The sequence below is a fragment of the Methanobrevibacter smithii ATCC 35061 genome, assembly GCF_000016525.1.
GTDB lineage: Archaea > Methanobacteriota > Methanobacteria > Methanobacteriales > Methanobacteriaceae > Methanocatella > Methanocatella smithii.
Map to the genome: position 1 here is coordinate 732,094 of NC_009515.1, position 26,929 is coordinate 759,022.

The window sequence follows — 26,929 nt, forward strand, 5'->3', positions numbered from 1 at the left end:
ATATTACCTCCTATTTTATATTATACTAATGAAAATAATCCGGAGAATCTAAATTTGCCATTCTCCACTTAAGCTCTGTAAATCAACCATCTTTTTAAACAAACCATTATCTGCAATTAGTTCTTCAGGCATTCCCTGCTCCACAATTTTGCCGTCATCTAAAACAACAATTCTATCAGCATTAGCTATTGTTCTCATCCTATGAGCAATGATGATGACTGTCTTGTTTTTAATCAACTCAGACAATGCCTTTTGGATTTTAGATTCATTTTCAACATCTAAAAATGAAGTTGCTTCATCCAATAAAATTACATTTGCATCTTTTAGAAGTGCCCTTGCAATTGAAATTCTTTGTCTTTGACCGCCTGAGAGCAACTCACCATTTTCACCAATTACAGTATCATATCCATTTGGAAGTTTAAAGACAAACTCTTCACATTCTGCAAGACGGGCAGCTTCAATCACTTCTTCATCAGTTGCATCTTTTCTTCCAACACGAATATTTTCCAAAATTGAATTGTTGAACAATATTACATCCTGAAAAACAATTGAAAAGTTTTCCAGAAGCTTTTCTGAGTCCAATTTTGATAAATCCTGACCTCCAAGTGATACTGTACCTGATACAGGATCCCAAAATCTTGCGGCAAGCTTTGAAACTGTACTTTTACCTCCGCCAGACGGCCCTACAAGAGCTGTAACTTCACCCTGCTTTGCAGTAAATGAAATATCAGTTAAAACATCCTTCAAATCATCGTAATTAAAACTGACATTTTCAAATTCGACATCATAACTGTCCAAAGAATAATCAGCCAAACCTCCTTCAACTACAAGACTTTCAATTTCCTGAGCCCTTGTAATTTTATTGTCCATCATAAATATTTCTGCCAAAAATATCAATCCGTTTTCCAGTGGAGAATAAACTGTTGCAGATGCTATCAAGAATATTAAAAAGGTAAAAATTGATATTTGCGAATTTATTATTAGATATGAACCTAAAAGGATTACAGATACAATTCCTAAATTTAATACAACTTTTCCAACTATTACTCCCGAAGTAGCCATTAATTCAGCATTAATTCTTGATTTTTCAATTGTTGAAGTTAAACTGCCAATTTTTCCATAATATTCCTCTTCACAATTGTAGGATTTCAAATCCCCAATTGATTCAATGCATTCTTGCACAGCATCTCCACAATTAAGCAAATCAGCCATTATTCTATCCCCACCAATATAAATAAGTCTTTTGGAGATAAATAAGAATATAAATGCAACAGGGACTACCCATAAAAGCGCAATAGCCAATCTCCAGTCAAATAGAAACATTCCCACTGAAACAATACATAGTGAAATGATTGAACCCATCAATTGCGGAACCGCATGTGAGAAAACATGCTCCAAATCAGTACAATCATTCATTATTGTTGCAGTCAGATCAGCCAAATCCCTATTTTCAAAAAAGGATAATGGAAGTTTCCTTAAATTCTCACCAAGGTTGATTCTTCTGTTTCCACTTTCAACATATGTTGTATTGAATACAAAGTGATACTGCTTCCATGCAAAGGCAAAAATAATTCCTAAAATAATCAGTATCAATAAAATAAATATTCCAAGATTTGGATCAATTATTTCACCCACTGTTAATTGCTCCACCCACAGATAAATAAGTAATGCATATAAACCAACGGGAAACATAAATGATATGTTCAAAAGTGCAGTATAGAAAATTCCTTTAATCAAGTTGTCAGAACCCTCTTTTGTAAGTCCAAATCTTTTAGTAAAAAACTTAGATAACATCATATCACCTCGCTTTTAACTTTCCACTGGATTGATTGGTTAAATTCATCCCACATTCTAGAGTAAATGCCCCCACTATCAATCAGAGTATGGTGGTTGCCTTCTTCAACAATTCGTCCATTTTCAACCACATAAATTTTGTCTACATTTTTAACTGAGGACAACCTGTGCGCAATCATAATGACTGTTTTGTCTTTAGTAATTTCTGAAATTGCTTTTTGAATCAGATATTCATTTTCCGGGTCTGCAAGTGCAGTTGCTTCATCCAAAATAATTATTGGAGCATCCTTAAGAACCGCTCTTGCAAGTGCAATCCTTTGCTGTTGACCTCCTGAAAGATAGGTTCCTTCACTTCCTATTACAGTATTTATTCCGTCCGGAAGCTCATCAATAATATCGTCACATTGGGTTAAACTCAATGCTTTTTTAACATCATCTCTTGATGCACCCTTACGACCAATTGCAACATTATTGTAAATTGAATCTTTAAATAATGTCGTATTCTGGAATACGAAAGAAATATTTTTCATCAATTCCTTTGTTGAAATATCTCTTACATCAACATCCCCAACTTTAATTGAACCCTGATTAACATCCCAAAATCTTGGAATCAATGATGCAATTGTGGTTTTGCCCCCTCCAGAAGGGCCAACTAATGCAACAGTTTCATTTTCATTAATTTTTAAATTCACATCATTTAAAATATGTTCATCACCATCGGCATTTTCATAATCAAAATAAACTCCTTCAAACTCTATTGAATGATTTTTAGGTTTTTGAGGATTGATTGGGTCAACTAAAGGGTTTTCATTTAGAATAGCTTCTATACTGTCTAAAGCACAACTTGCCAACATCCAATCTTGTGAAACTGTCATTATTTTCATCATCATTACAGCACAGATTGGTGTGAAAATAATGTAAAACATGAAGTTTGCAAAGAATTTTACATCTACAACTGATCCTGCAAGAAGTATTCCTGCTGGAATCAACAATGCAAAAAATCCGTTGATGGATACTGTAAATGCAGTCATAGGAATGTGAGTTGACATAGAATATTCAGCCGAAAATTTTCCGTAGTTTTTGATGGCATTGATAAAGTTTTTAAATGAGTAAATACTTTGTTGAAATGCTTTTGTAACTGGAATTCCTCTTACATATTCTACTGCTTCTCCATTCATTTCCTCCAAATATTTCTCATATTTCTCCATGCTATTTCTGGATTCTTTTGAAAACATAGGATACATAAATACAAAACATAATATGATTGGAATCAGACAGATTAACCCTAAACGCCAATCAAAACTAAATAACAAAATTAAAAATATTATTGGAGTCACAATAGCTCCTGTCAAATCAAACAATTGATGAGCGAGGAATATTTCAGTTTTTGCAGTGCTGTAATCAATTATCTTTCTAAGACCCCCACTTGTATGGTTTGAAAAATAACCTAAAGGCAACTTAAGTAAATGCTTTATAGCTGCATCTTTCATGTTTTTCTCATTTTTAAATGCGGACAAATGTGTACCCATCAGACCAAAAAAGTTTAAAATTATTCCCAGTACTGCAAATGTAAACGCATTTATCGCATAAACATCCAAGTTTTGGGCTTTTGTAAAATCAGGGGCAACCGCCAATAGGGCATTGACCACATCCCATATATAAACAAATGGAACCAATAAACATATTGCACTTAAAGCTGATAAAAACATACCTACAATTGTCAAATATTTATAATTACCCGAGTAATTCAATAATCTAATAAATTTATTTTTATTTTGAGTTTCTGGCATTATTATCGCCTCAAATAATAATTTAGGTTTACCTAAAAATTTAAAATTAATCTAAAAGGACAAAACACTAAAAATATTCTAAAAAAACAATTAAGAAATAATTTAATGTATTTTAATTAAAAATAACTAGATAACCTAATATTTACTATAAAGTATTATTTAATTAAATATATAAATATTTTTGAACTAAAAAGACAATAAATATACCAAAAAGACAAAATCTATTTTTTATACTCCGACGGAGTGCAACCGATATATTCTTTAAATGCCTGAGTGAATTTTGAAGGTGATGAATAACCTACCATTTTTGATATTTCAGAAATTGTATAGGAACCTCCTTCGATTAGTTTGCAGGCATATTCCAATTTATATTCCTTTCTCCATTTAAAAATAGGTTTGCCGTGAACTTTTTTAAAACACTTTTTTAAAGTCGTTTTGCTGATGCCATAATTATCTGCAAGTTCATCTATAGTAATTTTACTTTCCAAGTCATTAATCAGCTCATTTTTTACATCATCAACAATTTTAACCTGCTGTTTGGTAAGGGAAATATTTTCATGAACATCAAAGTTTGTAATCGAGAAAAACAATAATAATTCAAGACATTTTAATTTAAAATAAGATAATTTAATTCTATTGTCAACATGGTACAATTCACCAATAACATGGTCAATTTTATTATTTGAACGAAGCAATACATATCCGTGAGATTTTTTCAGAAGTTCATAAAATTCAATCAAGTCAAAATCAGGAATATACTGCTTGACATAATCATTAGCCATATCAACATCAATGAAAATCTCTAAACCATTATAAAATCCTAATGGAAAGTCAGAACATGTTTTTGTCATATCATAAATATTAATGCACAAATCCCCTTTTCCAAAATAAATTATTTCATCATCACCAACACTATAAGCATACCTGCCGTCCAAACAATGATTTATCATAAGCAATCTTGAAGAAAGTTTTTCTTCAACATATACATTTTCATGATTTTGCAAATTGATGTCAATAAATGCTAAGACTATTCCGGGGAATAGAGAATATGTTTCAAACTGACCGTATTCACCCAAATCAATGATTTTTTTATAGTCATCTCCAGTTATGGAAAAGTCAGTGACAAACACCTCCCCAAATAATTCAAAAAGATTTTCATTCATGCCTTTAATTATATCCACTCTGATATAAAACATTTCAACATACACCGCATTAACTAATCAATGTTAAATTTAATATACTTCTGTGACCAAATTTTTAATTAAATAAAGTATGCTCTGGTCAATTAGGAAAATGTTTTCTATTTTGACAAATTTAATATATCTGTTAGGACCAACTTTTATATGAGTATAAAACAAAAAATTAGGATAAAATACCATGTCAAGTATGAGTAGTGTTGCAGGACTATCTAAATATATTACAACCTTGCCCAAAACTGAAAAATCAATAACCGCCATGTTTATTATAAGCTTCATATCAGGAGCAGTCTACTTTATAATTAATCCAAGCCCCGAACTTGGTATGGTAGAAAATATTATTTTAGGAGGATTATTCAGCTTAATAATACTTGGAATCAGTTCAATAATTGGTGGAGGAGTCAATCAACAGATTGTAAGTGGTCTACATGGTATTAACTTAAAAATCAAACATTCCATGTTTTTATCTGCACTTTCAATGACTATTGTCTGTATTCTTTTAATAATCGGCGGAATTCTTACACACTTTTTTGAAACAGACTTCTTTTTGAATTCCTTACTGTTCGGATGTGTTTTAATTTACGGAGTCAATACGCTGGTATTTTGGACAACCTCCAAAATCAGTTTTACAAAAGCTGCAACTGTTGGAATAATCCAGCCATTAATCATGCTGGCCATGTATGTGCTGATTACTTTTTTAGTAACTGACACAAGCTTTTTAGGTTCTGATTTAATCCAAATGACAATAAAAGTAATAATAGCAAGTATCATTTTTATATTGGCTATTTACTCATTTATTACAATAGCAGGATCTCCTTTAAAGAAAAATCTCGGTATCGGAATGCTTGATTTGCTCAGTCTGTTTATTGCTCATATGAATGAAGGATCAAACTCCCTCGAATCATTGTTTGAAAACATGAGTGAAACTGTTGAAACAATGGTTACATTTATTAGTTTCAAAGGAAAAAATGGGATAAAATCTTTATTTATTTCACCATTTGTCCATCCCGGACCTTTGGGGGATTTAGGCGGTTCCAATATGCCGACAATACTTGCAAATAAGTTTGACCATTTTACCATGGTGGCTCACGGACCTTCAACCCATGACTTCAATCCTGTCAGAACAACTGAAATTGACAAAATAGAAAATGCTGTAAAAGAAGGTTTGGAAGAAATTGAATACTCAAAAGATGCAAGTATTTTTACCAGATACAATTCAGAAAAAGCAAACATTGGAGTGCAGTTCTTTAATAAAGGTATGGTTATTTTAAGTACATTTGCACCAAATGACAGTGATGACATTGAATTTGGGGTAGGTCTTACAATGATGACTCAAAGTAAAAGTAAATGTGATGTTAAAGACTCCGTCATTGTAGACTGTCACAATTCATTTGCTCCTGAAAGTGGAGAAGTTTTACCTGGAAATGAAGAGGTATTCCAATTAATTGATGTTATTGATAAAATCCAATGCAATCATCAAAGAGATACTCTAAAAATAGGATGTTATGAAAACATAATGCAGGATTTAAATAAAAATGAAGGTGTCGGTGAAAGCGGTATTAAAACCATGGTTGTAGAAGTAGCTAATCAGAGAACTGCATATGTCCTGTTTGATTCAAACAATATGGAAATCGGATTTAGACAAGAAATTATTGATGCTACAAAAGATTTGGATATTGATGAAATAGAAGTGATGACAACTGATACTCATACAGTCAACACAATATCCAGAGGATACAACCCGATTGGAATTGTAAAAAGAGACGAAATTATTGAATATGTTAAAATCAGTATTAATGAAGCTATAAAAGATTTAGAAGAAGTTGAAGTTGGAACTGGAACAAAAAGAATTAAAAACCTTCATACATTCGGTCCTAATAACTCAACAGAATTAATATCAACAATCAGTTCAATTGTTGCAGTTAGTAAAATTATAGCTCCAGTTTTATTAATTACTGCATTAGTAATTGTATTTATTTGGATATTTTATGGTGGTTTATAAATATGCCACCAATAAAGTATATGTAATAACCCATCCAACAAGGAACGGCATTATTCCATCCCATAACCATTGGGAAAATCCGGAGATTTCATCTCCAAATTGTTTTTGAGCAAGTTGCCCAACAAAATATAGTATAATAAATGCAAGTGCGGTTGCAAAAACATCGTTTTTAATTCCAAACCAGCTTAATGTGAATCCAGTAGAAATAATACCTGTAATGATACCAACTACTAAATGAAGACTTGTTATTTTAATTGTAGTGTCCATTTATTTCCTCCAAAAAATTAAATAAATATAATTATTATTAATTATACTATATTAAACTATTGATATTTATAATAAAAAGGTGTAAACAATGAAACCTATGTCTAATGTAGACATTTTTACAATAACTGATGAATTAAATAATTTATTAACCGGTGCAAGAGTAGACAAATCATTTCAACCAACAAAAGATATTGTTGTAATGAGATTTCATGTAGCTGGAACCGGAAGGATTGATTTAGTAATGGAATGCGGTAAAAGAATCCACACCAGCAAATATCCTCTTGAAAATCCTATTAATCCTCCTGTTTTTCCAATGCTTTTAAGAAAAAGGATAAAAGGTGCCAATGTAGTTAGTATAACCCAGCATAATTTTGATAGGATTATTGAAATTAAAGTTAAAAAAGACAAATACTACACTATTGTTGTTGAACTGTTCGATAAAGGAAATATTATCCTTTTAGATGAAGACAACAACATAATATTGCCTCTTAAAAGGAAACGTTTTAGTGATAGGGACATTAGTTCTAAAAAAGAATACCAGTTTCCAGAAGAAAGGGGAATTGATCCTATCAGCATAAGTGAAACTGAACTAAAAGAACTGTTTGCCAGTTCAGATAAGGATTTGGTTAGAACATTGGCTATGAATAATTTGGGAAGCTTATATGCTGAAGAAATTATTAAAAGAGCTAACGAATTTGAAGAAATTGACAAACATACTCCTTCAGCTGATTTAAGTGAAAGTCAAATAGCTAACCTAAATAAGGCTATCCATTTGCTGTTTGATAACCTGCAAGAAGAACATTTCAAACCTCAAATTGTTAAAAAAGACAGCAAAGAAGATGTTGTTGCTTTTGATTTAGTAAAATATGACGGATTTGAAAAAACATATTTTGATAACTTCAATGAGGCCTGTGATGAATTTTATTCCAAAAAGGTAAACACTGACATTAAAAATATTAAAGAAGCTGCATGGAATAAAAAAGTAAACAAGTTCGAAAAAAGATTAAAGCTACAGGAAGAAACACTTGATAATTTTCATAAAACAATTGAAACTAGCCAACATAAAGGAGAAGTAATTTATTCTAATTACACCACCATAGAAAATTTGGTAAAAGTAGTAAACAACGCTATAAGTAAAGATTATTCTTACAAAGAAATTGGAAAAACACTGAAAGAAGCTAAAAAGAACTGTCTAAAAGAAGCTGAAATCTTTGAATCCATTGATAAAATGGGCGTTTTAACACTTAAACTAAATGAAACTTCAATAAACATTAATCCAAAATTGACTATTCCTGAAAATGCTGAGATTTACTATGAAAAAGCTAAAAAAGCTAAAAAGAAAACAAAAGGTGCTACAATAGCTATTGAAAATACTAAAAAGCAACTTGAAAAAATCAAAGCTAAAAAAGAAGTGGCTATGGAACACATTTCAGTTCCTAAAAAGAGAGTTAAGAAAAATCTTAAATGGTACGAGAAATTAAGATGGTTTGTAACTTCAGACAATGTTTTAGTAATTGGGGGAAGAGATGCCGGTACCAATGAAGCTGTTGTAAAAAAATATATGGACAATAATGATATTTATTTACATGCAGATATACATGGAGCAACATCAACTGTGATAAAACTAGAAGGCAATAAAGTAAATGATAGTATCCTTAAAGAATCCGGAGAGTTTGCAGCATCATTTTCAACTGCTTGGTCCAAAGGTTTCACAACACAGGATGTATTTTGGGTCAACCCTGAGCAGGTTACAAAAACACCTGAAGCCGGAGAATTCCTGCCAAAAGGATCATTTGTAATAAGAGGTAACCGTAATTACATCCGCAGTGCAAAAGTCAGAATTGCTATTGGAATTGTTGATTATGAAGGAAAAAGGTTAATGGCCGGTCCTGTTGATGCTTTAGAAACACATTGTGACAATTTTATTGTGTTGAAACCCGGATATACTAAAAAAACAGCAATAGCTAAAAAAATACTTCATGAAATAAATGAAGACGACTTAATAACTTTAGATGATATAATCAGAGTTTTACCATCTGGAAAATGTGATGTTGATGAAGAATATCACTTAAGAAAAAAATATGAAAAGAATTAATCCTGATAATTTTCAGGATTATATTCAAAATATTCACCGGGATTTAAAATAACCACATCAATATTCGGATTTAACTGACTGACAAAGTTAGCATAAATAGAAGGGTCCTGTTCAATTGGCGGAAATGTATTGTAATGCATTGGAATAGCTACTTTTGAATCAATCCACCTTGTAGCCAGTGCTGCTTCAAAAGGACCCATTGTAAACTTATCTCCAATAGGAAGCAATGCAATATCCGGTTTATATATTTCCCCAATAATTGTTTTCATATCCCCAAATAATCCAGTATCACCAGCATGGAACAGTTTAGTTCCGTCTTCAAGTGTTATTAAAAAACTGGCTGCATCTCCAGCAGGAAGTGGCTCTTCAACAATATCTAATACTGAAGAATGTTTAGCATCAAGCATTGTAAATTTAACTCCACGGTATATGAATGAGCCGCCGATATTTACACCAATATTGTTAATTCCCTGTTTTGATAAAAATAAAGAAATCTCATGAATTGCTGCTACAGGAACATTATTTTTATTGGACAGTTCCATTGCATCTCCCAAATGATCGGAATGTCCGTGAGTAACCAATATGATATCCGGATTAAATTCTTCAACAGGAATTTGACAAGCCGGATTATTGCTAATAAAAGGGTCAATTAAAATATTTAAACCCTCATCAGTTATTATTTCAAAAGCTGAATGACCTAACCATCTAATTTCCATTTAAATCACCTTTACTGTATATAATTTGCAACTAAATTTTCATCCAAGTTTGCTGCAATATCCCAAGTTTTCTCAAAGCTAGTTCTGATTTCAGAAATAGATTTCCTATCTTCATAAATAGCTCCATATTCCACATCACTGTTATTGCTACCTTTAGAAATAATCATAGCATTAGAATCATCTGTGATTAAGTTAATTGAATGTACTTGAGGAACTGTTTTAATTTGTACTCCCTGTTTAAGAAGTGAAGAAACTAAAATCATGTAAGACATATCAGATACATCAAAATCATTGATAATTACCCTTGAATATACTGTCGGAACATGTGATAAAAACCTGTCAGACAAATCATTTAATGATGGAATTTCCAGCATTATCTCTTTATGTACATCATTAGCCAGTTTATCAAATGCTTCACTGGAAGTTATTAAACCTCCATCATAAACAACAAAGCTTCTAAGCAACTTAGGAACAGGCAAACTTTCAGGATGATTAACATCTATTTGGATATCTCTTGGTTCGCCTATTTTTCTAGGTTTAGGCGGTTCAAAGGTATCATTTTTTATATAATCTTCATCTTGGCGTAGTGCCCTTTTAATTTCTTCAGATTTATCATATTCAGATTGAGCATAGCTGTGGGAACGTTTTTTAGGTTTTCTAGTGATCTTTAAAGGTTTGTCGTAATTTGGAGTGAACTTAAGATTATTTCCAAAATTGGTTGTAGATTTGTCATTGCTAACTCTTAAAACTGATTTAGAATCATCTTCCTGATTAAAATCAAAAAATTCACTTGGAGATGTTTCATAATACTCTTCTTCAACATATTCTGGAAGATCATCTTCATAATAATTGTCAAAAGTATCTCTAATTTTTAAAGGACCATTAGAATTATCAGAATGTTTATTAAATGATGGAGCTTTAATATCATTAGATTCTAAAAATTCTTTAAAAATAGAAGATGTTTTATCGGCATTAGCATCAACAAAATAGCTGATAATCATAATTATACCAACTATTGCAATAATAAATCCAACAACCAGCAAAAGGTCTATCAAATTATAAACATTTGCCTCATATATTATGAGAACCCCAACTACAAATAAAATAAAACCTGAAATTAATTTCAATGTGTTTCCCACTATCTCACCTGTTAATAATTATAATCACTCTATTAATTAAATTTTGTATAATACACTTAATAAATATGTTGATAAAAACGCTATTTTTCAAGAGAAATTTAGAAAAAAAGACATGATAATAAATTTTATAAAAATAGTAATATTAATATAATATGAAAAATAATTATTACTACCGGTGATAATATGAAAATTTTAGAAAAAATCAGCAATGACAAATCAGGACAAGGCGCAGCAGAATACATATTATTGTTTGGAGGAGTAATAGTTATAGCCATTTTCGCTTTAACCATCTACAAATCATATATGCAAACAAGCGACAGCAATTTAAAAGTAAAAGATGATATATCAGAGGTTAGAACCACTGTTCGTGAAAACAACAGCATATTAGGATAAAATGAAAACAGACAACAAAGGACAAAGCAGTGCTGAACTAATTTTAATAATTGGAGGTCTAATTGTAATAATTCTATTCATTGGAACATATATCTCCAACATAACAGACACTACTCAAAACAAATTAAAAACAGCAATAACAAAAGAAAGAAATTTTTTAATAAATAAAATTTAGAAAGAAGAGCGTAAAATCTCTCTTTCTAACTTAAAAGATTAGAAGTTAAAATATCTCTCCAGGATTCGGAGTTGATATTATTTAATTTCATTGAAGTTCTTGTGACTTCCCTAATGTTTTGTGGACATGCATTGACACAGGCACCACATAAATTACAGTAATCTAAATTAATAGTTGCCTTATTGTCAATAATTTCTACTGCATCACATGGACAAACATCTTGACATGCGTGGCAGGCGTCCCCTTTACATGTTGATTCATCTGTTTCAACCAGTTTTAAAGTTCCTTCAAACGGTTTGGTTACATTAATTGTATCAACAGGACAAACTTCTTTACACCAAGAACAGTTTACACAGCCATCCTTAAGAATGGATGCAGTACCATTAATTTCAGGAGCTTTAATTTGATCTTGAAGCATACATGTTGAACATACTGCTTTAATTGCATCTTGAGGACAAGCCCTCTTACAAACACCACAATAAATACATTTGGAAGTATCTACTTCAATAGTATTATTAAGATTGTCATTAGAGAACTCAGGATTATTAGTTAAACTAATAGCTCCTGCAGGACACATTTCTGAACAGATACTACAGTAAACACATTTATCCTCATCGACACTGATTTCACCAATAACCAAATCTTCTCTAGACGGTAACTCTCTTTTAAATAAGATAGTGTCTCTAGGACAAACAGAATAACATCTTCCACAGTATATACAATCATCATCATTAATTTCTGATTCAACTTCCCATACGGGATAATTTCCTGTTTCTTTAATATCATTACCGTTAATGGTTAATGATAAAGCATCAAATGGACATGCAACAGAACATAATCCGCATAAAACACAAGTATTAGAAGTTACAGAAACTAAATCCATTTCAATTAAACCACGTGCAATCGGTACAATAGGTCCTAATCTCAAAGAAGATGTAGGACATACATCAGTACAAATTCCACAACCTACACACCTATCATTGTTATGTGATAACTTACGGGTTTCTTCCCCGCTCCTCTCAACATTAAACATAAAATCCCTCATGCTTTAGATATAGCTTGATTAGGACAGTTTTGGATACAAAGGTCACAGTCATCGCATTTTTCAGGGACAATAGTTACATCGCCATCTTCTTCAATGAGAGCGCCTTGTTCACAAATCTTTACACATAAACCTTGTACTGGACAATTTTCAATGTGACCGCAAAGATCTGAATCTATTTTTACTGCCATATAACCACCTCAAATTTGATATGAAAATTATTTTATGAAAAAATAATATTTTAATATCAATTAATACATTGTCGAACTGCATATATAAACATGTCGATTTAATTCGATAATAAAATACTATTTTAAAATATTTCCTTTTTTATTAATTTCACCACTCCTAATTCGTGTAGACGAAATAGGATGACCATCATCTGCTAAAACAAAGCTAACAACAACAATATCTAATGGAGACATTCCTTTAGAATCTCTAATTTCATTAATTTCAACTGCTACAGGTTCAGTTTCTTCACTAACAACAATTGCATCAAATTCATCATCGAATACAGTTGTCCCATATGCATCATCTAAAACCATAACAGTGTAATTTAATCTGTCCTTAAAAAATTCCTTAAGACATCTCATCCTATCTTCACAGGAATCAATATCTCCCTTAAGACCACCAAAAGCATTAGAAGTTACTCCGATTTCAACCTCTTCACCTAATTCAAAAGCAGTTGCAAGTAACTTTTTATGACCATCATGGAACTTATCAAAAGTTCCCCCAACAGCTATTTTCTTATATTTTTTATGATCCATAATATTGTCCTATAATTAGTTTGCTAATATAAATTTATATAAACTATTATAAAATATTAGCGATTAAAAAAAATCATTTTATGGATAAAAAAGAATTAAAAAAAAATAAAAATAGAGTAATAAAAATTAGAATGGTAAAGATGTATAATAACTCTTAAAAGTAAATGTATTAATATTCCAATTCTTTATTACACCTAATGAGTTTCTAGAACTTACTGGATCAGCAACTACCCATGTATCACCAATTAATACCTGAGCCCATACATGACCAATTGTACCACTTGAAAAAGTACAGCTTCCATGAACATATCTTGCTGGAAGATCTGCTGCTCTAAATAATGCTATAACCAAATGAGCCTGGTCACAGCAGTTACCTCTTTTATCAGTTAAAGTTTTTTTAGCACCACGACTAGTATCATAATAACTAGCATAAGCTATATTATCAATAACATAATCAAGTATTGCACTAGCTTTTTGTGTTGGTGTTGATAGTCCCGCAGTTAATCTCTGAGCTAAAGCAACAATTGTAGGGTCATTAACTTGACAATTAGCAGTAGGCTGCAAATATGTGTTAATATTAGCCAATTCACTTTCAGTAGCTTTTACATTGACCCTATTGATTACAAATTGAGAAGATTCAGAATCTATTGACTTAATAGTAACATAAGCAGGCAGCTGTTGATTATTACCATAAAATGCAACAACACGAGCAAATGCATATACCAAACCGTCAAAAGTTATAGTTCCTACATTAGAGGGTACTGATCCTGGAGCTTTTCCATTAGCATTTACATAATCTATAATAGATTGTGCAACACTAATATAATCTGCCAGATTACCTAAATTACCGCACTTATTGTAGTTATCAGGATTAGCAGCATCTTTAGAATCCAAATCGCTGAAATCACCATTATTTATATTTATAGTTGCTATAGCTGCAAGATATAAGAATTGTGCTAAAGTATAACTTTCACCATTTATTAAAACGGAATCTGGCAATTTGCCCTCTGATTCAATAAATGATTTTACAACTTTAGATGCATCAATTATATTTGCAATTGAGATAGTGCCAGATACATGAATATATGACTGTCCGCTGTTTGAGTAATTACCGCCAATTGTAGGATAATAATAATAAGCTATCGGATAGTCTCCTTTTCCTAAAGAATCAACAGTTATTGTAGCTATACCCTCAGCATTAGTAATTGCATTTTTAGTAATGCCCTCATAATAGAACTTAATAGATGCTCCACTAATTGGATTGCCTTTAGCATCGGTTAATTTAACTGAAAAAGTTCCATTAGTTCCTGCATTTATGTTAATATCCTCTGCAATGATTATGGTTCCATTAACCAAAATCATATTTGATCCGGAACCCTGACAAAATGTATCATTAATTGCATATGAAATATCATAATAACCTACATTAAGATGAATATTTAATTTAGCAACACCTGACTGATCAGTATATTTAGTATAAGTAATTCCAGAGACTGTAAATAGAACAGCAATGCCACTAACAGGTTTCTTATCTTTATCAGTAACTGTGACTTCAAAAGCAGAACCGTCATTTGGCAACATTACTAAATCTTTTCCTTCAATATTTAAAGTTTGTTTAGCAACGACCACATTGTTTGATCCATTATTATAATCTAAAGAGCCTTTATTGGAATAATAATATGAAACTAAATAAGTTCCAGGATGCAATCTAATATTTATACTTGCTACACCATTGGAATCTGTTGTACGATTATAAGCAATACCATTAATCACGAAAGTAATAATCTTATTAGCTAAAGGTTTACCATATAAATCAGTTAATTTAACTTTAAATTCAGAACCATCATTATAAACCATGGTTAAATCATTACCTGTCAAAATAGTAGTTGAATTTACAACATGCAAGATACTGCTTGAACTGGAAGAACAATAACCCTCAACTCCATCAAAACCATAAGTTATATTATAGTCACCATTTTTCAAACCAGAAATAGTGATGGTAGCATTACCATTTTTATCAGTAGTTGCAGTTACCTGTTTATTATCATATCTGAAGTAAACAGTTTTATTCCCAATCGGATTTCCTTTCACATCAACTAATGTTACAGTATAATTACTATTAATACTATCCATAATAACATATGCATCTTTACCAATTATAGTGGTATTTGAACTACTAACATTAATTCTATTAGATACCTCAAGACCATTATAACTACTTGTAATAATATAGTTATTTGGATAAAGTCTAATACCTAACTTTGCAATACCATTTTCATCAGTAATCTTATCATAGAATACACCATTAACATTAAACCTAACAGCAGCATTTGCTAAAGGTTTACCTTGACCATCAAGAACAGTAATGGCAAATGCAGTACCGTCCCTATAATACATATTAATATCTTTATTATCTATTAATGTAGTTAATACACTAATATTATAACCCTTAGCTTCACCATTAGGATGATAAGCAGTCAATATATAATTACCAGGATAAAGTGAAATAGTTAAATTTGCAGTACCTTTATCATTTGTTCTTTTTTCATAGATAACACCATTAATATTAAACCTAACAGTTTCATTAATTAATGGATTACCCATACCATCATAAAAAGTTGCATAATATTGAGTACCATTCCTGAAGTATTTAATTATATCACTACTATTAATAGTAGATAAAACAGTGATATTATAACCCTTAGCTTCACCATTAGGATGATAAGCAGTCAATATATACTTATCAGGATATAAAGCAATATTTAATTTAGCTATACCACTACCATTAGTATTGCGAGTATAGAAAACACCATTAATATTGAATCTAACTTCTGCATTAACTAATGGGTTTCCATTTCCATCAACAAATTTTGCATAATATTGAGTACCGTTTTTATAGAATTTCACAACATCATTTGCAGATATTGTAGACAATACTTCAACTAAATTTGTAACTGAAGAACTTCCATACAATGAAGAACCTGCATAACTTGCTGTAATCTTATATTTTCCAACAACCAAGTTAATATTCATAGATGCAACACCGTCACTACCAGTAGTACGATTATAAAGTTTACCATTTATTAAAAATGATACAGTTTGATTAGATAATGCTTTACCAGTAATATCAGTTAATTTTACATCATAAGTAGTGCCATTTTTAAAATACAAAGTTGTATCATTACCACTTAAAACAGTGTTTGAAACAGAACTTTGAGGTTCAGAAATAACATCATTGTTTGAAATCTGTTGTGATCCTATAACATTATTATTCTCATAATTAGATTTGATTACTCCGCTGCCGGAATATTCACCATTAAAATTATAAGAATAATTGTCTGAGATAGATCCATTACTAGAAACTTCTAAATTTTGATAAGATAATTGATTATCATCTTGTATCAAGTTTGAATTTTCGATATCAGAAACATTATTTAAATCCGCTGCACATACAGACCCTAACATTAGGAAGAATGCACATATAATTGAAATGAACAATGCTTTATTTATCTTTGAAATTTTTCCACCTCTTAGTTCTCATTACGAAAATTTTAATAAAAATATTATATTATACTAACATATAGTATTCATAATGAGTAATTAAGTATTTAGGATTTATTATTATATAAATGTTTTTACAAGTTTATTGATAAAAAAACCCATTTAAATTAGCTAAATCAGTAAGAAAATGATTAAAACTTTTATAAAATTTAAATTAAAAACAAATAACATTGAAATAGGTAAAAAAAGGATAAACTATCTTCAATTCAAATTCAAAAATTAAACACACAATGAAAAATAAATCTTACATATAACCAATTAGCATATTTAAAATCTAATTATAAGGAAGTTTTAAATACAAAATACATTGAAAATTTATTTTTATAATAAAAAATAACATGATAGAACTCAAGAATTAGAAAATAATGAATTTAAGTTAAATATTCTAAAAACAAGTAAATTTTTCAAAAAAACCTAAAAATTTCATAGTTGATTCCATGATTTACGAGAAAAATATTTTCCAGAAAAACCATAAAAATATAGATTTAAGATTTGGGCTTGCATATCCAAATATCTATAAAACAGCTATGTCATCATTAGGTTATAATATATTATATAATTTAATTAATGAAAGGCAAGACACATGGTGTGAGCGAATCGTTTATCCCCATACCACTTCTATTGAGTCAAATAATCCTATGAAAAACTTTGATATAATCAGCTTTTCTCTACAATTTGAAGAAGATTATTTTAATGTTTTGGAAATGATTAAACAATCAGGAATCCCCCTTAAAAGAAAAGACAGAAGTGAAAATGATCCTTTAATAATAGCTGGAGGACCATGTGCAACTGCAAACCCAATGCCATTATCTGACTATATTGATGTGTTTGTAATCGGTGAAGGAGAATTTACTATAAATAAATTTTTAGACAGATACCTTGAAAATAAAAATTTGGATAATTTTTTAGATATGGATGGAATATACATTCCTGAATTCAACAATAATGCAAAAATAGCTCTCATAGATGATATGAAAAATGCATACCATATAACACAGCCAATCATTACCAAAACTGACAAGGAAGATTATAAAACTGTGTTCAGTGATTCAATTATGCTAAATGTTTCAAGAGGATGTACAAGAGGTTGTAGATTCTGCATGTCCAGCTATCTTTACAGACCTTTAAGAGAAACTACAATAAAAGAATTAGTTAACATAGCACTTAAAACACGAGAAAATACTAATTTAAACAAAATAACATTAATCGGAGCAGCTGTTGGAGATTATTATGATTTGGAGGGCCTTACAAAAGCTCTTGAAAGTGAAGGTTTTCAAATAGCCACACCATCTCTACGTATAGATTCACTTAGCCGGGAAACTTTAGAAACCTTAAAAAAAAGTGGTTTGAAAAGCATTACAATTGCTCCGGAGTCTATTTCAACACTACGTGAAAGAATTAATAAAAGCATTTCAGATGAAAAAATATTTTCTGTAATAAAAAATGCAGTTGACCTTGATTTCAATATTAAATTATACTTTTTAATTGGAATTCCCTATGAAAGTAAAGAAGATATAGAAGAGTTAGCTAACTATATTGAAAAAATAGCAAATATGCATAAAAACAGAAACTATATAAAATTCAGTATCAATCCAGTTATCCCAAAACCTCAAACACCCTTACAATGGGAAGTTTATAATTTTAAAGAGATTAAATCAAAAACAAGATATTTGAAAAAGAAATTAAGGAAATATAATGTTAAATTCGAAAGTCCGAAAAAAGGGTTGATTCAATATATATTATCTTGTGGAAATAGGGAAGTTGGTGCAGTTATTGAAAAATCTTTAACAGAAGAGGTAACATTGAAAGAATGGCAGAGTTACTTGCCAAATTATAATATCAATGATGAACTACCTTGGTCTAAAATTGATATTGGAATTAAATCTAATTTTTTAAAAACAGAAAACAGAAGATTAAAAACAAAAAAGCAAACTCCATGGTGTGGAGATTCCCCATGTTATAACTGTGGGCCATGCAACTAGAAAAAATTTTTAAATTAAAAATAATATAATAAATAATAATACTTAGTGAGGAAAAAATATGATAAATCCCGCAAAAAGAACCAGTACAATTGAATTATCCCAGATAAGAAAAATGTTTGAAGTTACAAATCCTAATGCTATAAACTTAGGAATCGGAGAACCTGACTTTGATGTTCCTGAAAACATTAAATTAGCTATGGAACAATCAATAAAAAATAATGAAACACATTATACACCAAACAAAGGTTATATTGAATTAAGAGAAGCAATTACTCAAAAATTCAAAAAGGACAACAATATAAACACAAATCCCGAAAACATAATAGTTACTGCCGGAGCCAGTGAAGCATTATATATGTGTGCACAGGCATTTATTGAGAAAAATGATGAGGTAATTTTACCAGATCCAAGTTTCCTTTCATATGAAGCATGTATAAAGTTAGCTGACGGAAAAGTTGTTGGAGTTAACTGTGAAATGGAAAATGAATTTAAATTAAAGGCAGAAGATGTTCAGGAAAAAATAAACAAAAATACCAAAGCTGTAATCTTAAATTCACCGTCAAACCCAACTGGAGCAGTGATGGATAAAGAAGATATTAAAGCTATTGCAGATTTATCTATGGATCATGATTTCTTAATCATATCTGATGAAATATATGAAAAAATCATTTATGATAAAAAACATTACTCCCCTGCAGCATATAGTGACAATGTAATAACAATCAACGGATTTTCAAAAACATATGCAATGACTGGCCTTAGAATAGGTTATTTAAATGCCAAAGAGGAATATTTGGAAGAACTGCTTAAAATCCATCAATACAATATAGCATGTGCTAACTCAACAGCCCAAAGAGGAGCTTATGAAGCATTAACAGGGCCTCAAGATACAGTTAACAAAATGGTTAATGAATTTAAAAAGAGAAGAGACCTGATTGTATCAAGATTAAATGAAATGGGATATGAAACCGTAAATGCACAGGGTGCTTTTTACGTATTTCCAAAAATTGAAAATCCTGAAGAATTTGTTAAAAAATCAGCTGAAGAGGGAGTCATAACCGTTCCTGGTGCTGCATTTGGACAAAATGGTAAAAATCACGTAAGAATGTCTTATGCAAACTCCTATGAAAATATAGCTAAAGCTATGGATATTCTAGAAAAAGGTGAGTAATATATGGATGAATTTAGAACCAAAGGCGGAACAAAAGCAGCAATTGTTGGAATAGGTTCAAATACTTTCCTTACTATTTTTAATATTGGAATTGGGATCATATCCGGAAGTTATGCATTAATCTCTGAAGGAGCTCATACTTTATCAGATGTTGCAACTTCCATAATTGCATATCTTGGATTTAGAATAGGTCAAAAACCTGCTGATGAAGAACATCCTTTGGGACATGGCCGTGCTGAAGCTATTGCCGGACTTATAATCGTATTATTTTTAACTATGGTAGCTTATGAAATCATGACTGGAGCTATAAACAAAATAGTCCATCCCGAACTTATAACAACCCCAAGTTATCTTGCTGCAGTTATGGCATTAATTGGAATAGGCGTTAATCTTTGTATAAGCAGATATATTATTGCACTTGGAAAAAAAATAAGAAGTCCTGCTATTGTAGCAGACGGAAATCATCAGAAAGTAGATATTTTCTCATCAGTAGCTATATTGGTTGGAGTTTTTGCATCAAATAGTGGATACTCTATAATTGATCCTGTCATAGGTCTTATTATTGGATTATTTGTTTTAAAAACTGCATATACTATTGGAAAAGAAAATATAGATAATATTATGGGAAAAATACCTTCTAAAGAATTGATTAAAGATATTGAAAAAGCAGCTACCAAAACTCCTCAGGTACTGGGAGCACATAATATTAAAGTGGAATATTTGGGGTCTTATTCCGTTGTTTCACTGCATATTGAACTTGATGAAAATATGACTTTAAAAGAATCACATAAAATAGTTCATAGAGCTCAAAATAATGTGCTTAAAAAAGTTCCATTAGTAAAATCAGTAACAATACATGCTTGTCCAGCAGGAATAGAATATGACCATAAACAAGAAATAGATAAATAAATTAAAAAACGCCGGGAACGGGATTTGAACCCGTGTGATCATAAGATCATCGGATTAGCAGTCCGACGCCGTACCAGGCTGGGCCATCCCGACAATACATAAAAAAACAAAGTAATATATAATCTGTTTAAACTTATTAATAAAGTTAATTGTTTTTTATAAAAATGGCATGTTCAAAAGTGGACTAATCTCAAAACTACAAGTTATCTAAAAAACCCAACTCCACCCCGTGGTTCTACAAGCATCAACTGTTAATGGTAGAGCTGCTCCCTTCCGGGCCTGACACATTCCCATATTTAAGATAATTAACTTTTACCCTCCAGTAAAAGTCCCATCACCATCAATCCTGTAGGACGAAGTTTCTATGTCGTTTTTCTTAGGCTCATAATTCCTTAAAAAGCCGCCTTTTGAACTTCAACTGCACCAAAGGGGGTGTGTGCTTACAGAGGACCCCTAACCCTCCAGTCTAGCCATATACATATATGAAATTAATATTATATAAATGTTAGGTAAAAAATTTCAATTCTGGAAAAAAAACTTATTACTGAAACTAAAATATAATCCAATTTATCCAACAAGAACCTATGTAAATCCCACATATATAAAAACAGAAGTTTAAAATTCAATAACCCCAAATAAAAGATATTTTAAATAAACAAACTTCAAAATCAAAAAATCACGTTATTTTTAAAAATATAGCTTAGAAAATAAAATACTGGAAAAAAAACTTATTACAGTAAACCAATAAAATTTATTAAAATAAGAAAAAAATAGAAATTATAAAAGGATTTTATAATATTAACTTAATTATGTCTCCATCGGAAATAATTCCTACTAATTTGCCATTTTCAACAACAGGCAACTGATTTAATATGTTTGAATCAGGAGCGTGAGACTGCATGATTTCAATAGCTTCCTGAATAGTATTTTCAGGTGAAACAGTTACAACATCTTTAATCATAATAGATTTAACATCAGTTCCTAATTCATATTTATCCAATATTAAATTATGACCCAAATCAGTTGCAGTGATAATACCTACCAGTTCACCATCATCAACAACCGGCATTGCACTTATTTTATGTTCCATAAGTTCTTCAAATGCATTAACCACATCTACATTAGAAGGTGTAGTAATTACATCAGTTGTCATTATTTCCTTTACTTTCTTGTCTAACATCATAACTTCCTCCATATTTTTCAATAATGTCATTAACCATTATATCAATAGTATATTTAACATCAACATTATCAATAATTTTTGAATTATGTTTTATTGCCTGATCAATCATAAAAGACTGGGTTTTCCTGATTAAATGAAAATTACTCAAATAATTATCAAGTGAACGTTTAACCCATGGCTGTCTGCATCTTGAATAAAACCGGGATTTGTGTGTATCTTCATCCCTAACAATCAAGGTAAATAAAATCACATTGCTTTTACGGATAAGGTCCTCTTTTATGAATCCCGGTACTATATGAACTCCCTCAATAATGATACTTATTCCTTCTTTTAATGCTCTTTCAATAACAGCTTCCACACCTACATTCACAACATCCACATGACTAATAAAACCTTCAACAACAGGATCAGGACCTAAAAGCGGTGTTCTAATACTCTCATATGCATTAAAACTAGATTTATGAATAACAGGACTTAATTCTTTAGAAACTATTTTACGCATAACCTCACGTATCATATCTGTACTGATTAAGTTTTTTAATCCTAAACGACTGGCCAATTCAAATGCCATAGATGAAGTTCCAACTCCTGAAGCTCCACCAATTAAAATAATAAGGGGCTCTTTTGATTTTCTAACATTTCTCCACTTGATATATTTCTCTGCAAGAACAGGGTCCACATAATTTTTCAAATAATTAGTTACAAAGATAGCCAAATCTTCAATAGAAATTTCAGAAATATTTTCTTCAAGAAGTTTATTTTCAATACATGAAGCTATTTCATAAGCTTCATCATGTCCCAAATCAGTGATGTGTAAAGAACGAGCCATTATACCTTTCGAAAAAGGTTCTTTGTACTCCTTTTTACCAACAGCACCCTTAATCATAATCATAATAATCACAAACTAATTATTTAATTTTAGAAATATAAATAGATATCTTAAATTAATATTAAATAAAATTTGTGATTTGATTTTAGCCACTAAAAAAAATAATAAAAAAGATAAGTAAGATATTTACTCATCTAAAGAGATTATATTAATTGTATAATCCGCACCTTCACCAACATCAATTAAAACTGCACCATTATCCTTAAGCATTCCAGGATTAGCTACATCTGTAGTATTTCCAATTTTACTAATGGATTTTGCTTCATGAATATGACCGCAGATATTAATTTGAGGCTGGAACTCGTGAATAGATTTTAAAATTCCCTGACTGCCGACGTGATCTCCGCTTTCAGTTAAATCGGCACCAGTATTATAAGGAGGAGCATGAGTAACCAATATTTTTACTTTAGGTACTTCATCATTAGCTACAAAATCATAATTAGCTAATAATTCATAAACATCCCCATAGATTTTATTATCTTGAATCTCACCAGGAGTATCAAATGGTGTAGGATTGGAACCACCGTATCCGAATAAAACAACATTATCAAAAGATAAAATGTTATTGTGTAAACAGATTGCATCTGATTCTCTAATTGCATTGCATATTCCTGCAGGATCACAGTTACCTGGAACAGCCATCACTTCACAGTCACAATCAAGTATTTTGCCAATAAATTCATCAACAAACTCCAATGGGCCAAAATTAGTAATATCTCCAGTGATAATGACAATATCAATGTCATTATTATTAAGATATTTGTATAAATTCTCGTTGTCTTCTCCGTGAACGTCACTTATTGCTAAAATTTTCATAAATATCACTTACTTATTCTAAAAAGAAAGATCCCATTTCTTTCAAACCTGTTTTAAGGTCTTCTTTATCTCCATGAAGATCGACAGTAACATCATCTTCAAATTCAATTATTAGACCATTCCATTCAGCTATTTCTTGAACTCTTTCTTCAGCCAATGCTTTTTTCAATGTTATTCTCCCTGTTGTTAATCCCGGAGGAGTGTTAACAATGAATGTTGAACGGGATTTAGGAAATTCAAAAACTTCTTTACCATGCATTGCATCTTTGAATAAACCTAACCATTTGTCAACATATTCTTCACCTTCTTGTGAAGCTAATTCCAAGAGTGTTTCTTGAATACTGTTTAAAGACATTTCAGCTTTAGCTAAACTATTAATTAAATCAGGATGAGATGGGTCTTTTTTATATGAGCTTATTGAAGATCTGATTAAACCTAATTCCGGATTAATTCCTTTAGGAATATCATAACCTTTTTTATTTAAATCGGTTAAAAGATTAAAAACAATTAACCAATTTTGCTCAGAAGGTAAACTCATAAATGTCCACCTATGATTTTTAAGGTTGTGTGATTAATTTTAGCATCAGCATCTTTTAATTCTTTTTCAATTTCTCTAATGTTATTATAAGAATCTAAAAATAATACATGGTGGCTATCAGTACCGGAAATACTTAATATAGCTAAATCATCACCATCTTTTACTTCTCTTTTTTCAATAGTTGCTTTGAATTGTACGTATGGTTCGTACTCTTCAGGAATATCTGGATATTTAAATATACCATCTAATGTTGCTACAAACATATTATCACCTTAAATATACTTAATTTAAATCATTGAATTTTAACAATCATATCTTTTATACTAATAATATATAAAGTTAATTACGAATTATTCGTAAAATATAAAACTAAAATTTAAAATCGCAAATATGCAGGATAAAAAAATAATAAAATTAAAAAAAAATCTGTAAAAAATGAATGAAAAAATAATTTCATTCAATGATTAAAACCAAAGTGTGTTTTCAGTGCCTAAAAAAATGAAAAAATTGAAAGGAAATTAATCCTTACAATTATTTAGCGTTTTCACCTAATGCTTTAGCTAAAGCAGGAGCTGCATCAATAGCTTGTGCATCTAAAGTTAAATCATCAGCTGTTAATCCCATAGCTAATCCATATAATTGAGCTAAGTGGAAAACAGGTAATGCGTAGTCGGTTCCGTATTTATCATTTACTTCAGTTTGACCTTGGTCAAATTGTAAGTGACAGAACGGACATACATTAACGATAGCATCTACACCAGCTTCAGTCATGTGTTCGAGTTTTTCTTTAGTGTAGCTTAAAGTTACATCTAAATCTCTGGATCTTAATCCTCCACCTGCACCACAGCACATCATTTTGTCTTCGTAAGGTACAGATTTAGCACCAGTGATTTCTACTAAATCATCTAAGATAGATGGGTCTTCTGCTTGTTCTTCAATACCGATTTCAGCAGTTGGTTTTAAGAAGTGGCATCCGTAGTGAACAGCAACATTTAAGTCTAAAGGTTTTTCAATGAGGGATGCTAATTTTTCGTATCCTACATCGTCTCTTAAGATTTGTGCAAAGTGTTTTACTTCAGTAGTTCCTTTGAATTCTTTACCAACTTCAGATAAAACTTCATTAATTTCTGCTTTTTTGTCTTCACTTTCTTTTAACATGTGATTACATTCAGTTAAAGAACCGAAACAACCATTACATTCAGTCATAATATCCATTCCCATATCTTCTGCAATGGATAAGTTACGAGCTGCAATGGAAGCCCATGTTTTTTCATCAAAAGAACCAAATACACCAGGAGCAGGACAACAAGATGCTCCTTCCATGTCTTTTAATTCAATATCTAATGCGTCAAATAATTGTCTGGTTGCTTTTTCAATACCAGGGTAACGGTTGTTCATAATACAACCTAAGAAGTATGCAATTTCCATATTAATACTCTCCTCAATTAAATTATTCTTTTAAATCTCCGGTTGCTTTATCATAACCAATTAATTCATCAAAAGCAGTGATTTCACATATTTTTTGTACTTCTTCTAAAGCTTCTGGGAATGAATGAGTGGTTGCAGGTAATTCTGAAAGACCGATTTTGGATCTTAAAGCTTTAGTTGCATCATTAATAGGTACTCCGTGACCGGTTTTAATTACAAATAAACCAGTTTTTTTGTGAGCAAGAGCCATGTAACCAGCATGAGCAGCAACGTTACGTGCTTTTTTAATGATTTCAACGATTTTAACACTTCTAGGACATCTTTCTTGACAGGTGTAACAAGTAGTACACATCCATAAAGCATCATCGGAAATTACTTCTTCTTTTAAACCAAGTAAACATTTCCTTACTATTTGTCTTACTTTATAAGGAGTTCTTCTTCCAGAAGGACAACTTCCACCACAGGTACCACATTGGAAACAATGTTTAACTGTTTCGATTCCAGCATCAATGAATTCTGCTGTAAATTCTTTATCACGATTTGCATCGGTTAATAATTCTTTATCAGTCAATAAAGTCATATTATCTCTCTTTTTATCATTATCTTTTGAAACTTCGTTTTCAACTTTTTCGTCGTTAACTACTTCTTCAGACTCATCAATTGACTCGTCTTCAGTTTCAGTGGTGTTATTTTCATCTTCAGAAACTTCATCATCCTCATTTGAATCATCAGTTAAAATATCTAGTTCGTCAAGAACTTCAGTTTTTTCCTCTGCATCATCAATTTCCGGAGCAATTTCTTCGTTTTCTTCAACATCACTAGTTTCAGAAGTCTTAACGTCTTTTTTAAAAGTCATATCCTCAGTGTCATCTGAACTAATTTTAATCTTAACCATAGGTTCAGTAGTTTTAGTTCCTGAAACAATACTTTCATCAAGATTGTTGGAAGATGTAACTTTGGTATCTTCAGATTTTAAATCATCAATACCTTTTTCTTCATTATCTTTACCTCTTTTAAATAAAGATTTTAGATTATCAATAATAGACATTGAAAACACACCTCGGATAATCATCGGA

General features: G+C 30.8%; 24 protein-coding genes, 1 tRNA gene and 1 other RNA gene. 7 read left to right on the forward strand and 19 right to left on the reverse strand.

All coding sequences use genetic code 11. The annotated features are described in order from the left end of the window. Nucleotides 1–48: 48 nt before the first annotated feature. The 3 genes from MSM_RS03860 to MSM_RS03870 all read right to left on the reverse strand — a co-directional run bounded on the left by MSM_RS03860 (nucleotide 49) and on the right by MSM_RS03870 (nucleotide 4,780). Entirely contained in the window at nucleotides 49–1,794 is a 1,746-nt protein-coding gene (locus MSM_RS03860; protein WP_011954083.1) for an ABC transporter ATP-binding protein, read from the reverse strand. Beyond that, nucleotides 1,794–3,584, reverse strand: coding sequence for an ABC transporter ATP-binding protein (locus MSM_RS03865; protein WP_011954084.1), 1,791 nt, complete (start codon nucleotides 3,582–3,584; stop codon nucleotides 1,794–1,796). The genes MSM_RS03860 and MSM_RS03865 overlap by 1 nt, the downstream gene beginning before the upstream one ends. Nucleotides 3,585–3,805: 221 nt before the next feature. After that, complete coding sequence (locus MSM_RS03870) at nucleotides 3,806–4,780, reverse strand: helix-turn-helix domain-containing protein (RefSeq protein ID WP_011954085.1); 975 nt, start codon at nucleotides 4,778–4,780, stop codon at nucleotides 3,806–3,808. 181 nt (nucleotides 4,781–4,961) lie between these two features. On the opposite strand from MSM_RS03870, the gene MSM_RS03875 reads away from it, so the two are divergent. Beyond that, on the forward strand, nucleotides 4,962–6,782 hold the full coding sequence (locus tag MSM_RS03875; RefSeq protein ID WP_011954086.1) for a DUF2070 family protein: 1,821 nt from the start codon (nucleotides 4,962–4,964) through the stop codon (nucleotides 6,780–6,782). On the opposite strand, the gene MSM_RS03880 is transcribed toward MSM_RS03875, so the two are convergent. Then, nucleotides 6,777–7,049, reverse strand: a complete 273-nt coding sequence (locus MSM_RS03880) for an EMC6-like membrane protein (protein ID WP_004033160.1) — start codon at nucleotides 7,047–7,049, stop codon at nucleotides 6,777–6,779. The genes MSM_RS03875 and MSM_RS03880 overlap by 6 nt on opposite strands. A gap of 88 nt (nucleotides 7,050–7,137) precedes the next feature. Here MSM_RS03880 and rqcH point away from each other — a divergent pair, with 88 nt between their 5' ends. Next, nucleotides 7,138–9,144 carry a ribosome rescue protein RqcH gene (gene rqcH / locus MSM_RS03885; protein ID WP_011954087.1) on the forward strand — a complete coding sequence of 669 codons (2,007 nt, stop codon included), beginning with the start codon at nucleotides 7,138–7,140 and terminating at the stop codon, nucleotides 9,142–9,144. Here the strand turns inward: rqcH and MSM_RS03890 are convergent. Further along, complete coding sequence (locus MSM_RS03890) at nucleotides 9,141–9,860, reverse strand: metal-dependent hydrolase (RefSeq protein WP_004033157.1); 720 nt, start codon at nucleotides 9,858–9,860, stop codon at nucleotides 9,141–9,143. The two genes, rqcH and MSM_RS03890, sit on opposite strands and share 4 nt — an antisense overlap. An 11-nt stretch (nucleotides 9,861–9,871) precedes the next feature. Then, nucleotides 9,872–10,999 (reverse strand): hypothetical protein, encoded by a 1,128-nt coding sequence (locus MSM_RS03895; RefSeq protein ID WP_011954088.1) that lies wholly within the window; start codon nucleotides 10,997–10,999, stop codon nucleotides 9,872–9,874. Nucleotides 11,000–11,182: 183 nt separating this feature from the next. Here MSM_RS03895 and MSM_RS03900 point away from each other — a divergent pair, with 183 nt between their 5' ends. Next, nucleotides 11,183–11,392 (forward strand): class III signal peptide-containing protein, encoded by a 210-nt coding sequence (locus MSM_RS03900; protein WP_004033155.1) that lies wholly within the window; start codon nucleotides 11,183–11,185, stop codon nucleotides 11,390–11,392. 1 nt (nucleotide 11,393) lies between these two features. Then, a complete protein-coding gene (locus MSM_RS09065; RefSeq protein ID WP_011954089.1) occupies nucleotides 11,394–11,567 on the forward strand; it encodes a class III signal peptide-containing protein in 174 nt (57 codons plus the stop codon). Between the two features lie 25 nt (nucleotides 11,568–11,592). Here MSM_RS09065 and fwdF read toward each other — a convergent pair whose 3' ends face one another. The 4 genes from fwdF to MSM_RS03920 all read right to left on the reverse strand — a co-directional run bounded on the left by fwdF (nucleotide 11,593) and on the right by MSM_RS03920 (nucleotide 16,841). Continuing rightward, nucleotides 11,593–12,600, reverse strand: coding sequence for a tungsten-dependent formylmethanofuran dehydrogenase subunit FwdF (fwdF, locus tag MSM_RS03905; RefSeq protein ID WP_011954090.1), 1,008 nt, complete (start codon nucleotides 12,598–12,600; stop codon nucleotides 11,593–11,595). Between the two features lie 8 nt (nucleotides 12,601–12,608). Continuing rightward, entirely contained in the window at nucleotides 12,609–12,800 is a 192-nt protein-coding gene (locus MSM_RS03910) for a 4Fe-4S binding protein (RefSeq protein ID WP_004033148.1), read from the reverse strand. Between the two features lie 117 nt (nucleotides 12,801–12,917). Further along, nucleotides 12,918–13,376, reverse strand: a complete 459-nt coding sequence (locus MSM_RS03915; protein WP_004033147.1) for a phosphopantetheine adenylyltransferase — start codon at nucleotides 13,374–13,376, stop codon at nucleotides 12,918–12,920. A 126-nt stretch (nucleotides 13,377–13,502) separates the two neighbouring features. Further along, the gene (locus tag MSM_RS03920; RefSeq protein WP_011954091.1) at nucleotides 13,503–16,841 is read right to left on the reverse strand and encodes an Ig-like domain-containing protein; all 3,339 of its coding nucleotides are present in this window, start codon (nucleotides 16,839–16,841) and stop codon (nucleotides 13,503–13,505) included. A 533-nt stretch (nucleotides 16,842–17,374) separates the two neighbouring features. Between MSM_RS03920 and MSM_RS03925 the strand changes: the two genes are divergently transcribed. Genes MSM_RS03925 through MSM_RS03935 form a run of 3 tightly spaced genes read left to right on the forward strand, consistent with a single transcriptional unit; the run spans nucleotide 17,375 to nucleotide 20,999 of the window. Continuing rightward, nucleotides 17,375–18,919, forward strand: coding sequence for a radical SAM protein (locus MSM_RS03925; protein ID WP_011954092.1), 1,545 nt, complete (start codon nucleotides 17,375–17,377; stop codon nucleotides 18,917–18,919). A gap of 58 nt (nucleotides 18,920–18,977) precedes the next feature. Continuing rightward, on the forward strand, nucleotides 18,978–20,090 hold the full coding sequence (locus MSM_RS03930; protein WP_004035505.1) for a pyridoxal phosphate-dependent aminotransferase: 1,113 nt from the start codon (nucleotides 18,978–18,980) through the stop codon (nucleotides 20,088–20,090). 3 nt (nucleotides 20,091–20,093) lie between these two features. Then, entirely contained in the window at nucleotides 20,094–20,999 is a 906-nt protein-coding gene (locus MSM_RS03935) for a cation diffusion facilitator family transporter (protein WP_004033141.1), read from the forward strand. 9 nt (nucleotides 21,000–21,008) lie between these two features. Here the strand turns inward: MSM_RS03935 and MSM_RS03940 are convergent. The 9 genes from MSM_RS03940 to hdrC all read right to left on the reverse strand — a co-directional run bounded on the left by MSM_RS03940 (nucleotide 21,009) and on the right by hdrC (nucleotide 26,901). Further along, a tRNA-Ser gene (locus tag MSM_RS03940) sits at nucleotides 21,009–21,092 on the reverse strand. Nucleotides 21,093–21,160: 68 nt separating this feature from the next. Then, nucleotides 21,161–21,476: signal recognition particle sRNA (ffs, locus tag MSM_RS09070), an RNA gene on the reverse strand. Nucleotides 21,477–21,789: 313 nt separating this feature from the next. Beyond that, nucleotides 21,790–22,182 carry a CBS domain-containing protein gene (locus MSM_RS03945; RefSeq protein WP_011954093.1) on the reverse strand — a complete coding sequence of 131 codons (393 nt, stop codon included), beginning with the start codon at nucleotides 22,180–22,182 and terminating at the stop codon, nucleotides 21,790–21,792. Next, entirely contained in the window at nucleotides 22,142–23,074 is a 933-nt protein-coding gene (locus MSM_RS03950; RefSeq protein WP_004033138.1) for a 2-phosphoglycerate kinase, read from the reverse strand. Before MSM_RS03950 ends, MSM_RS03945 begins: the two co-directional genes overlap by 41 nt. 123 nt (nucleotides 23,075–23,197) lie before the next feature. Continuing rightward, the gene (locus MSM_RS03955) at nucleotides 23,198–23,887 is read right to left on the reverse strand and encodes a metallophosphoesterase family protein (protein WP_004035508.1); all 690 of its coding nucleotides are present in this window, start codon (nucleotides 23,885–23,887) and stop codon (nucleotides 23,198–23,200) included. A gap of 13 nt (nucleotides 23,888–23,900) precedes the next feature. After that, complete coding sequence (locus MSM_RS03960) at nucleotides 23,901–24,425, reverse strand: DUF2096 domain-containing protein (RefSeq protein ID WP_004033135.1); 525 nt, start codon at nucleotides 24,423–24,425, stop codon at nucleotides 23,901–23,903. After that, complete coding sequence (locus MSM_RS03965) at nucleotides 24,422–24,688, reverse strand: DUF749 domain-containing protein (protein ID WP_004033134.1); 267 nt, start codon at nucleotides 24,686–24,688, stop codon at nucleotides 24,422–24,424. The genes MSM_RS03960 and MSM_RS03965 overlap by 4 nt, the downstream gene beginning before the upstream one ends. 268 nt (nucleotides 24,689–24,956) lie before the next feature. Next, entirely contained in the window at nucleotides 24,957–25,853 is an 897-nt protein-coding gene (hdrB, locus tag MSM_RS03970; RefSeq protein WP_004033133.1) for a CoB--CoM heterodisulfide reductase subunit B, read from the reverse strand. Between the two features lie 22 nt (nucleotides 25,854–25,875). Next, entirely contained in the window at nucleotides 25,876–26,901 is a 1,026-nt protein-coding gene (gene hdrC / locus MSM_RS03975; protein ID WP_048058613.1) for a CoB--CoM heterodisulfide reductase subunit C, read from the reverse strand. Between the last annotated feature and the right edge of the window lie 28 nt (nucleotides 26,902–26,929).

Bases quoted from the DNA above. Each gene is read 5' to 3' on its own strand.
- fwdF (WP_011954090.1), bottom strand. From the start codon at position 12,600: ATGTTTAATGTTGAGAGGAGCGGGGAAGAAACCCGTAAGTTATCACAT.
- MSM_RS03860 (WP_011954083.1), bottom strand. From the start codon at position 1,794: ATGTTATCTAAGTTTTTTACTAAAAGATTTGGACTTACAAAAGAGGGT.
- MSM_RS03955 (WP_004035508.1), bottom strand. From the start codon at position 23,887: ATGAAAATTTTAGCAATAAGTGACGTTCACGGAGAAGACAACGAGAAT.
- MSM_RS03960 (WP_004033135.1), bottom strand. From the start codon at position 24,425: ATGAGTTTACCTTCTGAGCAAAATTGGTTAATTGTTTTTAATCTTTTA.
- MSM_RS03950 (WP_004033138.1), bottom strand. From the start codon at position 23,074: ATGATTATGATTAAGGGTGCTGTTGGTAAAAAGGAGTACAAAGAACCT.
- MSM_RS03880 (WP_004033160.1), bottom strand. From the start codon at position 7,049: ATGGACACTACAATTAAAATAACAAGTCTTCATTTAGTAGTTGGTATC.
- hdrC (WP_048058613.1), bottom strand. From the start codon at position 26,901: ATGTCTATTATTGATAATCTAAAATCTTTATTTAAAAGAGGTAAAGAT.
- MSM_RS03945 (WP_011954093.1), bottom strand. From the start codon at position 22,182: ATGATGTTAGACAAGAAAGTAAAGGAAATAATGACAACTGATGTAATT.
- MSM_RS03900 (WP_004033155.1), top strand. From the start codon at position 11,183: ATGAAAATTTTAGAAAAAATCAGCAATGACAAATCAGGACAAGGCGCA.
- rqcH (WP_011954087.1), top strand. From the start codon at position 7,138: ATGAAACCTATGTCTAATGTAGACATTTTTACAATAACTGATGAATTA.
- MSM_RS03870 (WP_011954085.1), bottom strand. From the start codon at position 4,780: ATGTTTTATATCAGAGTGGATATAATTAAAGGCATGAATGAAAATCTT.
- MSM_RS03910 (WP_004033148.1), bottom strand. From the start codon at position 12,800: ATGGCAGTAAAAATAGATTCAGATCTTTGCGGTCACATTGAAAATTGT.
- hdrB (WP_004033133.1), bottom strand. From the start codon at position 25,853: ATGGAAATTGCATACTTCTTAGGTTGTATTATGAACAACCGTTACCCT.
- MSM_RS03875 (WP_011954086.1), top strand. From the start codon at position 4,962: ATGTCAAGTATGAGTAGTGTTGCAGGACTATCTAAATATATTACAACC.
- MSM_RS03925 (WP_011954092.1), top strand. From the start codon at position 17,375: ATGATTTACGAGAAAAATATTTTCCAGAAAAACCATAAAAATATAGAT.
- MSM_RS03890 (WP_004033157.1), bottom strand. From the start codon at position 9,860: ATGGAAATTAGATGGTTAGGTCATTCAGCTTTTGAAATAATAACTGAT.
- MSM_RS03930 (WP_004035505.1), top strand. From the start codon at position 18,978: ATGATAAATCCCGCAAAAAGAACCAGTACAATTGAATTATCCCAGATA.
- MSM_RS03935 (WP_004033141.1), top strand. From the start codon at position 20,094: ATGGATGAATTTAGAACCAAAGGCGGAACAAAAGCAGCAATTGTTGGA.
- MSM_RS03865 (WP_011954084.1), bottom strand. From the start codon at position 3,584: ATGCCAGAAACTCAAAATAAAAATAAATTTATTAGATTATTGAATTAC.
- MSM_RS03920 (WP_011954091.1), bottom strand. From the start codon at position 16,841: ATGTTAGGGTCTGTATGTGCAGCGGATTTAAATAATGTTTCTGATATC.
- MSM_RS09065 (WP_011954089.1), top strand. From the start codon at position 11,394: ATGAAAACAGACAACAAAGGACAAAGCAGTGCTGAACTAATTTTAATA.
- MSM_RS03965 (WP_004033134.1), bottom strand. From the start codon at position 24,688: ATGTTTGTAGCAACATTAGATGGTATATTTAAATATCCAGATATTCCT.
- MSM_RS03915 (WP_004033147.1), bottom strand. From the start codon at position 13,376: ATGGATCATAAAAAATATAAGAAAATAGCTGTTGGGGGAACTTTTGAT.